At 57.1% G+C, this 11,241-nt stretch carries 8 protein-coding genes; 5 read left to right on the top strand and 3 right to left on the bottom strand.

Annotated features, from left to right (window positions below):
- A partial coding sequence (locus B4F73_RS07315; RefSeq protein ID WP_290482881.1) for an undecaprenyl-diphosphate phosphatase occupies window positions 1–371 on the bottom strand: 371 nt, incomplete at its 3' end.
- Window positions 372–604: 233 nt separating this feature from the next.
- Here B4F73_RS07315 and B4F73_RS07310 point away from each other — a divergent pair.
- On the top strand, window positions 605–2,050 hold the full coding sequence (locus B4F73_RS07310) for an NAD(P)-dependent oxidoreductase (RefSeq protein ID WP_290482880.1): 1,446 nt from the start codon (window positions 605–607) through the stop codon (window positions 2,048–2,050).
- A 4-nt stretch (window positions 2,051–2,054) separates the two neighbouring features.
- On the top strand, window positions 2,055–6,596 hold the full coding sequence (gene gltB, locus B4F73_RS07305; RefSeq protein WP_290482879.1) for a glutamate synthase large subunit: 4,542 nt from the start codon (window positions 2,055–2,057) through the stop codon (window positions 6,594–6,596).
- 39 nt (window positions 6,597–6,635) lie between these two features.
- Here the strand turns inward: gltB and B4F73_RS07300 are convergent, their stop codons facing one another.
- Together B4F73_RS07300 and B4F73_RS07295 are read right to left on the bottom strand one after the other, a co-directional pair.
- Entirely contained in the window at window positions 6,636–7,535 is a 900-nt protein-coding gene (locus tag B4F73_RS07300) for a DUF4349 domain-containing protein (RefSeq protein ID WP_290482878.1), read from the bottom strand.
- Window positions 7,536–7,613: 78 nt separating this feature from the next.
- Window positions 7,614–9,161 carry an acyl-CoA carboxylase subunit beta gene (locus tag B4F73_RS07295; protein ID WP_290480306.1) on the bottom strand — a complete coding sequence of 516 codons (1,548 nt, stop codon included), beginning with the start codon at window positions 9,159–9,161 and terminating at the stop codon, window positions 7,614–7,616.
- Window positions 9,162–9,335: 174 nt separating this feature from the next.
- Here B4F73_RS07295 and B4F73_RS07290 point away from each other — a divergent pair, with 174 nt between their 5' ends.
- The 3 genes from B4F73_RS07290 to B4F73_RS07280 form a co-directional block, all read left to right on the top strand.
- Window positions 9,336–9,638 carry an SCP2 sterol-binding domain-containing protein gene (locus tag B4F73_RS07290; protein ID WP_034812976.1) on the top strand — a complete coding sequence of 101 codons (303 nt, stop codon included), beginning with the start codon at window positions 9,336–9,338 and terminating at the stop codon, window positions 9,636–9,638.
- A 75-nt stretch (window positions 9,639–9,713) separates the two neighbouring features.
- Window positions 9,714–10,667 carry an alpha/beta fold hydrolase gene (locus tag B4F73_RS07285; protein ID WP_290480307.1) on the top strand — a complete coding sequence of 318 codons (954 nt, stop codon included), beginning with the start codon at window positions 9,714–9,716 and terminating at the stop codon, window positions 10,665–10,667.
- 20 nt (window positions 10,668–10,687) lie between these two features.
- Window positions 10,688–11,241, top strand: a 554-nt coding sequence (locus B4F73_RS07280; RefSeq protein ID WP_290481836.1) for an AMP-binding protein, incomplete at its 3' end; no start/stop codon positions are given.

Below are 11,241 nucleotides of genomic sequence, written 5' to 3'. Positions count from 1 at the left end.
TAGATGCTGCGCATGCTTTCCAGCATGCTTTCGGGCAGGAATTTTTCGTAGGCGAATGCGACCAGAACGGCGACCGGCGTTGCAACAATCACGGCGGCTGCAAGGCGAGCCCCTTTTGACAGTGGCGATTTTGATATTGGTGCGGCGACCAGTTCAAATCCTCCTGCAATGGCGCTGGTCACGTCCTTTCGGAAATAGATCAGCATCGCCAACAAGGTGCCGAGATTTGACACGGCATTGATCAATAACTCGTCGCCGGGGCTAGCTTCGAAGAATCCTGCGGCGAGCAGTACATGGCCGGAAGAGGACACGGGAAGCCATTCTGTCGTGCCCTGCAGCAGGGCGATAATGGCGAGCTGTAATAGGGACATCAGGCGAGCCTTACAGTTTCAACGCAATTCCCAACTATGGGAATTTACCAAAAAAGCCACCACTCGTATAAAGATCAATATGATGTTGTTTTTCCGTATTGAGCCGCACAGGCGGCAAAACGGGCGGCCGAGTGCAGTTTATAAATATCATTGTGAGTTGTGAATGATCGAATGCGCTTGCGAGCTTGGAGTGAAAGTTCTAAGCACACACTTCTAATACCGGGAGCGCCGAAATGGCAGAAAAAATGCTGAAATTCATCAAAGTCGAGCGGAGCATGCCGTCAAAGCGGGATGCCTCGGACCGAAAAGACGATTTCAATGAAATCTATGCTGAGTTCAGCAAGGACAAGGCTGGTGAGCAAGCCGCGCGGTGTTCGCAGTGCGGCGTCCCATTCTGCCAACAGGGCTGCCCCCTTTCCAACAACATTCCTGATTGGTTGAAGCTCGCCGCCGAAGACCGGCTCGAAGAAGCATATCAGGTCTCGTCGGCGACCAATAACATGCCTGAGATTTGCGGCCGCATCTGTCCGCAGGATCGTCTGTGTGAGGGTATCTGCACCATCGAACAGTCGGGCCACGGCACAGTCACGATCGGATCTATTGAAAAGTATATCACTGACAATGCGTGGGATCAGGGATGGGTGAAGCCGATCACGCCCCCACGTGAACGCGCCCAATCTGCAGGCATTATTGGCGCGGGCCCTGCGGGCCTTGCTGCCGCTGAACAGCTCCGCCGAAAGGGCTATCAAGTCACGGTTTACGATGCTTATGACCGGGGGGGTGGCCTGTTGGTCTACGGAATCCCTGGCTTCAAGCTCGAGAAGGATGTGGTTGAGCGCCGTATCAAACGCTTGGAAGATTCCGGAATCCGGTTTGAGTTCAATACGCGGGTCGGCGAGACGGTGTCTCTCTCAACGCTGCGAGATCAGCACGACACGATCCTCATCGCGACAGGTGTCTACGCAGCAAAGGATCTGAAATGTCCGGGCAGCGGGGCCAAAGGCGTATTCCCTGCGCTGGAATACCTGACCGCTTCCAACCGCAAGAATTTTGGCGATGACGTGCCGGCCTATGATGACGGGACTTTGAACGCAGACGGAAAGCGCGTGGTTGTGATCGGTGGCGGCGACACTGCGATGGATTGCGTGCGAACGGCGATCCGTCAGGGCGCCAAGAGCGTATCTTGTGTGTATCGCCGTGACCGCGCGAATATGCCGGGCAGTCAGCGCGAAGTGACGAATGCCGAGGAAGAGGGTGTGACCTTTGAATGGCTGGCTTCGCCCGATGCCATTCTCGATACGAAAGCCGGCAAACTTAAAGCTGTTCGCGCGAGCCGGATGAAACTGGGCGAGCCCGATGCCTCCGGTCGTCAGTCTCCGGTCAAGACCGGGGAAACATTCGACATCAAGGCCGACATGGTCATCAAGGCGCTGGGCTTTGACCCGGAAGACCTGCCGGAATTGTTTGGCGAAGAAACCTTGACCGTAAACCGTTGGGGCGCGGTTCGGGTCGATTATGCAACAATGGAAACCAGCCTGCCCGGCGTTTATGCGGCAGGGGATATCGTTCGCGGCGCTTCGCTCGTTGTCTGGGCCATCAAGGATGGCCGGGACGCAGCAGAAGCCATGCACAAGGCGATGAGAGCACAAGAGCGCGCTTCTAAAGTAGCGGCGGAGTAGTCAGATGTCAGAATATGTAAAACAGTATGAGGCCAACCGTCAGAAGCTGATGGACGGCCACGCCTATGACCCCGAATATGAGCATGATGCTTGTGGTGTTGGCCTTGTCGCAGCGCTCGATGGCAAGCCGCGTCGCGAAATCGTGGAGATGGGGATCGAGGCATTGAAGAATGTCTGGCACAGGGGCGCTGTCGATGCGGATGGCAAGACCGGAGATGGCGCGGGTATTCGCGTGGAAGTGCCACAGGATTTCTTCCGTGAGCATGTCACTCGCACAGGCCACAATCCGACGGACGACCCAATCTGTGTGGGTCAGATATTCCTACCACGCACGGATTTTGCGGCTCAGGAAGCTGCGCGGACATTGGTTGAAACCGAGGTTCTGCATTTCGGGTTCTACATCTATGGCTGGCGCCAGCCCCCCGTGGATGTGACCGTGATAGGTCAGAAGGCCAAGGATACGCGCCCGGCGATTGAGCAGATCATGTTTCGCGATGGTATAGGGCGCAGCCCGGAAGAGCTTGAACGTGCGCTCTATATCTGCCGCCGGCGGATCGAGCGTCGTGCACGTGAGGCCGCGATTCCATCCTTCTATGTATGTTCACTCAGCCATTCATCCCTGATCTACAAGGGCATGTTCCTGGCGCAGGACATCGACAATTTCTATCTGGACCTGAAGGACGAGCGTTTCGTCTCTGCATTCGCAATATATCACCAGCGGTATTCGACCAACACGTTCCCGCAATGGTCGCTGGCTCAGCCTTTCCGAATGATCGCGCACAATGGCGAGATCAATACGGTGCGTGGCAACAAGAACTGGATGAAGAGCCACGAAATCCGCATGGTATCCGAAGCCTTTGGCGAGCATGTTGATGATGTAAAGCCGGTGATCCCGGATGGCACGTCCGACTCTGGCGCCCTTGATTCTGTGTTCGAGATTCTTTGCAAGTCAGGCCGTTCGGCACCAATGGCCAAGGCCATGTTGATCCCGGAAGCCTGGTCGAAGCGGGATTCGGTCATGCCGACTGCTCACCAGGCGCTCTACGACTATTGTAACTCCGTGATGGAGCCTTGGGACGGACCGGCCGGAATCGCGGCCTATGATGGCCGTTGGGCCATAGCTGGGCTTGATCGAAACGGTTTGCGGCCGCTTCGTTATGCTCTGACGGCAGACGGTATTCTTGCGGTTGGGTCTGAGGCGGGTATGTGCCCGCTGGGCGATCATGAAGTCACCAAGCGCGGCCTGATCCAGGCTGGCGGCATGATCGCGGCTGATTTGAAGACCGGAAAGTTTTATGAGCATCGCGAGCTAATTGACCTGCTCGCCGGCAAGGCGCCATATGAAGAGTGGTTGCAGGCCGTGACCGAACTGGAGCCGGAAATCGGCCCGGGGCCTGAGCCTCTCATGTTCAACAAGGAAGATCTGCTGCGTCGTCAGACAGCCGCGGGTTATACACTTGAGACACTAGAATTGATCCTTTCTCCGATGGCCGAAGGTGGCAAGGAGGCCATTGGATCGATGGGCGACGACACTGCGACGGCCGTCTTGTCTTTCTCGTACCGCCCAATGAGCCACTTCTTCCGCCAGAATTTCAGTCAGGTCACAAACCCGCCGGTCGACCCGTTGCGTGAAGAGCGCGTAATGAGTCTCAAGACTCGGTTCAAAAACCTTGGAAACGTTCTCGATACCGACAAGTCCCAGCAGGAAGTATTCGTGCTGGAAAGCCCGTTCCTGACCAATGGGATGTATGACCGCCTGATCGATCGACTGGGTGTTGGCACTGCTGAGATTGACTGTACATTCAATGAAGCAGATGCGGCAGGTGATGGAGTTGCGCTCAAGAACGCGCTGGGTAGAATCCGTCAGGAGGCGGAAGATGCAGTACGCGAAGGCCGCGAGCACATAATTCTGACCGATCAGTATCAGTCTGCGAACAAGATTGCGATTCCGATGATCCTGGCCACTGGTGCGGTTCACTCGCACCTTGTGGCGCAAGGTTTGCGTACGTTCTGTTCCATCACGGTTCGGTCGGCCGAATGCCTCGACACGCACTATTTTGCCGTACTCATCGGTGTCGGTGCGACGTGCGTGAATGCGTACCTGGCGCAAGACATCATTGCGGACCGGCAAGCCCGAGGGCTTTTCGGAGAGATGCCGCTCAATGAGTGTGTGTTGAATTTCAAAAAAGCGGTCGAAGCCGGCTTGTTGAAGATCATCTCAAAGATGGGAATTTCTGTAATTTCTTCCTATCGGGGTGGGTACAATTTCGAAGCGCTGGGCCTCTCGCGTGCGCTTGTCGCGGATTATTTCCCAGGCATGAACAGCCGCATTTCTGGCCTTGGTCTCGCTGGCCTCGAAGAAAACTCGCTTGTTCGCCATGAGGCCGCCTTCGACGAGGATGTCGTATCTCTGCCGGTAGGCGGGTTCTACCGCTTGAGAGCGTCCGAAGAACCACATGCGCTTGACGGAAATCTGATCCACACATTGCAAGCGGCATGTGATCGCGGCGATTACTCTATCTATCGCAAATATGTCGAAGCAGTGCATTCGCGCGATCCGATACAATTGCGTGACTTGCTCGATTTCAAGCCGGCTGGGGACCCCGTTCCAGTATCCGTCGTTCAGTCGATCAATGAGATCCGTAAGCGCTTCATTACGCCCGGCATGTCGCTCGGCGCGTTGAGCCCAGAAGCTCATGGCACGCTGAACGTGGCCATGAACCGGATCGGTGCAAAATCGGTATCGGGCGAAGGCGGCGAAGATCGCGCCCGGTTTCGCCCGCTGCCGAATGGCGACAATATGAACTCTGCCGTCAAGCAGGTGGCCTCTGGCCGCTTTGGTGTGACTGCGGAATATCTGAACCAGTGTCGAGAGATTGAGATCAAGATCGCTCAGGGTGCAAAACCCGGCGAGGGCGGTCAGTTGCCCGGCTTCAAGGTGACAGAATTCATTGCCAAGCTGCGCCATGCAACGCCGGGTGTGATGCTGATCTCACCACCGCCACACCATGACATCTACTCGATCGAAGATCTTGCCCAGCTGATCTATGACTTGAAGCAGATTAATCCGGAGGCACGGGTTTGCGTGAAGCTTGTTGCCCAGTCCGGGGTCGGAACGGTTGCCGCTGGTGTGGCGAAGGCGAAGGCAGACGTCATACTGATTGCAGGCGGCGTGGGAGGAACGGGCGCGAGCCCACAGACTTCCATCAAATATGCGGGTCTGCCGTGGGAACTCGGTCTTGCCGAAGCGCACCAGATCCTGTCGTTGAACAATCTGCGCAACAAGGTCACCCTCCGCACCGATGGAGGCCTTCGTACGGGCCGCGATATTGTGATCGCTGCTATGCTGGGTGCGGAAGAGTACGGAATCGGCACAGCCTCGCTCGTGGCTATGGGCTGTATCATGGTGCGCCAGTGCCACTCGAACACCTGCCCTGTGGGGGTCTGTGTTCAGGACGAGGCGCTACGTGCTCACTTTACCGGATCGCCGGAAAAGGTCGTGAACCTGATGAGCTTCATAGCCGAGGACGTCCGGGAAATTCTTGCTTCACTCGGCCTGAAGTCGCTCGACGAAGCAATCGGGCGCACGGACTTGCTCGCTCAGGTAAGCCGTGGGTCGACACATCTCGATGATCTCGACCTGAACCCGCTGCTAGTCCAGGTCGATACCGAAAATCCGGTCATTTATCAGCCTGACCGTCGTGAAGAGGTTCCAGATACCCTAGACGCCCAGATTCTACGTGATGCCGAGCCGTTCTTCGAGCGCGGCGAGAAGATGCAGTTGGAATATGGTGTGCGTAACACGATGCGCGCGATCGGTGCACGGTCGAGTTCTGCGATCACGCGCAAGTTCGGCATGCAGGCACTGCCAGAGGGCCGCCTGCATATCCGGCTGGAAGGGTCCGCAGGGCAATCGCTAGGTGCGTTCTCGGTGCAGGGTCTTCTGCTGGAAGTCATCGGCGATGCCAATGATTATGTAGGTAAAGGCCTGTCGGGCGCTTCGATTGTCGTATCGCCACGGCCGAAAGAGCGTCATCGGGCGGGTGACGCTATCATCGGCAATACGTGTTTGTACGGCGCAACCGCGGGCAAGTTGTTCGCGGCGGGTACGGCGGGCGTGCGCTTCGCGGTTCGTAACTCCGGTGCTGTGACGGTGATTGAAGGGTGCGGCGCGAATGGCTGTGAGTACATGACGGGCGGGCGGGCTGTCATTCTCGGACCGGTCGGTGACAATTTCGGCGCGGGCATGACCGGCGGTACAGCCTATATCTGGGATCCGGAAAGCCAGTTCGAACGGGTGGCGAACCCGGATTCGATTGATTGGTATCCCCTCTCAGACATGCAGGCAGAGCACATTGCAGAAGCCAGGGCGCTGATCGAGGAGCACTTCAAGCGCACCAAGTCCCTTCGCGCGAAAGACATTCTCGAGAATTGGGAAACGTCCACCAGTGAGATGTTGATGATTGTGCCGAAAGAGATAGCCCACCTGTTGCTTGGTGATGCCAAGCCCAAGGGCAAGAAGGCAAAAGTGGCTGAGAAAGCCTGATGATGAATGGCCCCCGGATCGCTCCGGGGGCCATTCACATTATTGGGGTTTCTTGCGACGGATGCGTGGCCAGATCAGCTTCAGCCAGATCCAGAGGAAGGCTCCGATCAAGATCAGCCATGGCAGGCCGATCGCAAAGGCGGTGATCACGGCGGCCAGCGCACTGGAGAGGTTATAGAAGAAATCTCCGAACGCACTTCCGATCGGTGAGAGTGCGCCTTGCGAGACCGGATTGCGCTTGGTCTCGTAGTTCACGCTCAATTGGCTCATCTGAACCCGGAGCATCAAAGTCTTGAGCGATGATTTTAGCGAGTCGATCTCACCGTTGACCCGGGCAAGTTCCCGCTCCGTGGCCAATAGGTCTCCCAGTTCGCCGTCCCGGTTGGCGAGCAACTCCTCCAAACGCTTTTGAAGGGTTTGCTGAGCGTTCAGGCGGGCATCGGTGTCGATGATCGAAACGGTAAGGTCCTCGGCCGTCGTCTGGCGATTGGTAACGTCGCCATTGGCTTGCTCGGCGTCGGCGTCGACACCCTCCAGGAATGTCTCGATCCAATCTGGCGTTGCCCGAAGTTGGAGCGATGCGGAGGCTTCATCATCCGAGTAGGTGTTGAACCAGGAATTAGTGACGATACACACCGAGGGGCCAGCTTGGTTACAGGCGGCAACATGGCCCTGCATGACTGGCTCGATGGACTTCACTGGCAGCCGCAATCCGAGTGAGTGCGAATAGGCGATATATTGTTGCGCGGCCTCCTCGGTCGGCCCGCCGCCACCTCCTGATTTGGAAAACGAACCGTCCATTGCCACGTCCTGCTCCATCATCGGAGATGGGGCCGGGGGGGCGTTCATCATCGCGCGCTCAGCCGACTCGTTGCCAGGACCGCCACATGCCGCGAGCAAGACGGCAGCGGTCGCAATTGCTGGAATTTTGATGTTCATCTGTTCCCTCCACATCCACTATGACTTCCACATGAAACCTACAAAATGGCAAGATCACGTTGGAATTCGGGCGGATGATCAGGGCCGGAAACCTGTTCTCCGTTCGCCCGGCTCCAGTGTGCGCCAGGCGTGGTGGATGAAATCCACGAGGAGAGGACGGGTGTCCCGCGGGTCGATGATTTCCTCGGCATAGAAGGATTCTGCTGTCCTGAAGGGAGACCGGATCGCATCGAATTTCTTGTAGAGCTGGGCCTTCAGGGCCTCCGGATCCTCGGCCTCGGCCAGTTCCTTGCGGAAGGCGGCCTCGATGCCGCCGGCCATGGGCAGGCTGCCCCAGTCCCCACTCGGCCAGCAATAGCGCCATTTGGTCCGGCTCTGATTCATCATGGCGGACCCAGCCAGGCCATAGGCTTTGCGGATCACGACAGAACAGACCGGCACATCGGCCTGATAGATCGCCGTCATGGCGCGCACGCCCGCACGGGTCACACCGGCGGTCTCCGCCTTCACGCCAACCGCAAAGCCGGGACAGTCGACAAAGTGGACGACCGGCAAATGGAATTGCGAGCAGAGATCCATGTGGCGAGTGACCTTGTCGCAGACATCTGCGGTCCATGCGCCGTCCAGGAAGAAGGGATCACCTGCCAGGATTCCGACAGGATACCCATCCAGACGGGCGAACCCGCACACGATACCCCGGCCCCAATCATGTCCGATCTCGAAAAAGCTACCCGTATCTACACTTGCTTCAACAATCTTCCGCGGCTTGTACGGCGTCTTACCGTCTGTTGGCACAATAGAGAGCAGGCTCTCCTCCCGTCGCACTGGCGAGTCACCACCCACGACTCGCTCCGGAAGTTCGTGCACCGATGATGGAAGGTAAGACAGGAAACGACGAGCTGTTTCGAATGCGTCCGCTTCGGTATCCACGACATTGTCGACTGTGCCATTCTGGCCCTGAATTTTCCAGCCGCCCAGTTCTTCCTTGGTGACATCTTCGCCAAGCGCGATGGCGACAGGCGGACCGGCCACGAAAACCTGGCTCAGCTCTTTGACCATGACAGAGAAATGGCTGGCGGCTACTCGCCCCGCGCCCATGCCCGCGCAGGGGCCAAGGGCCAATGATACGAAGGGCACTTGTGTCAGGCCGTGGGTAATCTCATTCCAGCCCGGTGTCTCCGGAATGTAGGTGCGCGGGTCTTTCTCCAGCATCTTGACCGAACCGCCGCCCCCAGTGCCGTCAATCATCTGAACGAGCGGCAGGCGGTACTCGGCCGCCATCTTGATGGCTTGAACCATTTTCTGCCAGATCGAAGCATCGGCTGCGCCGCCCCGAACAGTGAAATCGTCTGCCAGAATCACTGTCGATCTGCTATTCAACCGAGCCCGGCCCATAACTGAGTTCGAGGGCAGGAAACCGTCCAATTCGTCGTCGGCACCATAGGTTGCCTTGCCTGCGATCTTGCCGATTTCATGGAAGCTTCCGGGGTCTGCCAGGAAGGCGACGCGCTCTCTAACCGTCAGCTTTCCGCGGCCTTTCTGCCGGGACACCGGCTCCTCGCCGCCCATTTTTTCCGCCAATCGCTCTCGGCGACGCAATTCTTCGATCGATTTCTGCCAGCTCATGGCGCCCAATTTCCACGCTTCCGCTACGCGAGGTCAACACGCTTTTAAAAACCTGAGCGATTTGAGTAAGCTGCCACCCAACTGAACTAAATCAAGGTAATCTGGCCTCTGTGGGCTTGCATTCTGATAGAAGGAACGGCTTTATCGCCCAAAGTCCATTCAAGGAGGAATTCAATGGATCTCGCAGAACTCACAGCGAAAGCAGATTCGGCCGTCGAAGCCGGTGGCGACTTCACGAAGAAGGTGAAATTTGACTTCGGTGATGCAGGCAAGCTTTTCATCGACGGCGTTGCTGGCAAGGCTGACAATTCCGATTCCGATGCCGACGCGACCATCAAGGTCGACTGGGACGACTTCAAGAAGATTTCCGAAGGCGCCATGGACCCGACGATGGCCTTCATGCAGGGCAAGTTGAAGGTTGAAGGCGACATGTCTGTTGCCATGCAGCTGCAGAACCTGATGAAGAAGTTCAGCTAATTTCGCTGAATTGAACTTGATCTCTGAAGCCGTCCGGGGAAACCTTGGGCGGCTTCTTTCTTTTGAAGGTCCGATATGACGACGCGTCCCCACACACTGGACAGCTCCTTTGTGCTGATCCCGGGCAACCCGCCACCCGACGGGGCGGAAATACTCTGGTTCAAGGGGAGCGAAGGCCGCAATCTTCGCGCCTGCGTGGCCCCTGCGCTTTCAAAATCTGGTCCGCGTGGCACTGCGATAGTGTGTCCGGGCCGGACGGAGTTCATCGAGAAATACTTTGAGGTCGGACGAGAGCTGCAGACCATGGGGTTTGCCGTCGTGATTCTTGATTGGCCTGGGCAGGGCCTTTCGGAACGCCTTCTGGATGATACAAAGAAGGGCCATATTGATCGGTTCGAGACCTTTATGGGCGCGCTGGCCAATGGGTTGGACCAACTCCAGGACCGCCTGCCACGTCCGCATGTATCTCTCGCACATTCCATGGGAGGCGCCATCGCCTTGGCCGCCATCTCGCAAGGTCTCGTAAAAGTGGACGCTGCGGCATTTTGTGCGCCAATGTGGGGCCTGAAGTCTCGCTTCTTCGGGATGCGCTATCTCGTCTGGGCCATGCGCGCGACGGGGCGCGCGGGGGACTATGCCATCCAACCCGGTCCGCCAGAGACGTTTGAGACAAATATCGTCACGCATGACAAGCAGCGTTGGCAAATGCAGCGCGCGCTAATTGATGCGCAGCCTGATTTGGAGCTGGGCCCGGTGACATGGGGCTGGCTTGGTGCTTCACTCAGCATTGTTGATACGTTCAGTAAACCGAAGGCTCTCAAACAGGTCGCCATTCCCGTCTTTGTGGCATCTGCCGAGGAAGAGCAATTGGTCGACAATGCCGCACACGAAAAGATTTGCGCGCGGCTGCCTGATTGCGAACATGGGGTTATTGAAGGTGCCATGCATGAAATCCTGATGGAGACGGATACCCGCCGACAGGAATTCTGGGAGGGGTTTCAGCGATTGCTCAGGCGAGCCAACATATAAAAACGTAGCGAGGAAACACTATGCCAGTCCAATCCATGTCGCGCATCATTTCATACTGGGCAGCAAGACAGGCTGATCGGGTCGCAATCGATCATGAAGGACGGGCCATCACCTGGGGTGAGTTTGAAGAGCGTACCAACCGCCTCGCTCGGGCCTATTCCGAGCTAGGCGTACAACCAGATGATTTTGTTACCATCGCACTGCCGAATGGCATAGAATTCTTCGAAGCATGCTTTGCCGTCTGGAAGTTGGGGGCCACACCTCAACCCATATCTGCCAAATTGCCGAAATCCGAACGGGACCAGATTATTGATCTGGGCAAGCCGTCGCTGGTCGTTGGAGCCGAAACCGGCGCATTTGAACAGATAGTCTCTGTACCTCAGGGATTTGTACCTGGAGAACATTTGTCCGCAGAGCCCCTACCGGAGCTGACAGCGGCTTCCTTGAAAGCGATGACAAGTGGGGGGTCTACCGGACGGCCAAAGCTGATCGTCTCTGCTCAACCGGCGGCCTGGGATACTGATCTGCCATATCTGGAAATTCCGCAACAGGGCGCCATGCTGGTGCCGGGGCC

The sequence above is a fragment of the Hyphomonas sp. UBA3601 genome, assembly GCF_002375605.1.
GTDB lineage: Bacteria > Pseudomonadota > Alphaproteobacteria > Caulobacterales > Hyphomonadaceae > Hyphomonas.
Note: the sequence above shows the minus strand (reverse complement) of the source record. Positions and strands in the feature narration are given on the sequence as shown.

Coding starts and splice junctions, on each gene's coding strand:
- B4F73_RS07285 (WP_290480307.1), top strand. CDS start 9,714: ATGACGACGCGTCCCCACACACTGGACAGCTCCTTTGTGCTGATCCCG.
- B4F73_RS07310 (WP_290482880.1), top strand. CDS start 605: ATGGCAGAAAAAATGCTGAAATTCATCAAAGTCGAGCGGAGCATGCCG.
- B4F73_RS07290 (WP_034812976.1), top strand. CDS start 9,336: ATGGATCTCGCAGAACTCACAGCGAAAGCAGATTCGGCCGTCGAAGCC.
- B4F73_RS07300 (WP_290482878.1), bottom strand. CDS start 7,535: ATGAACATCAAAATTCCAGCAATTGCGACCGCTGCCGTCTTGCTCGCG.
- gltB (WP_290482879.1), top strand. CDS start 2,055: ATGTCAGAATATGTAAAACAGTATGAGGCCAACCGTCAGAAGCTGATG.
- B4F73_RS07295 (WP_290480306.1), bottom strand. CDS start 9,161: ATGAGCTGGCAGAAATCGATCGAAGAATTGCGTCGCCGAGAGCGATTG.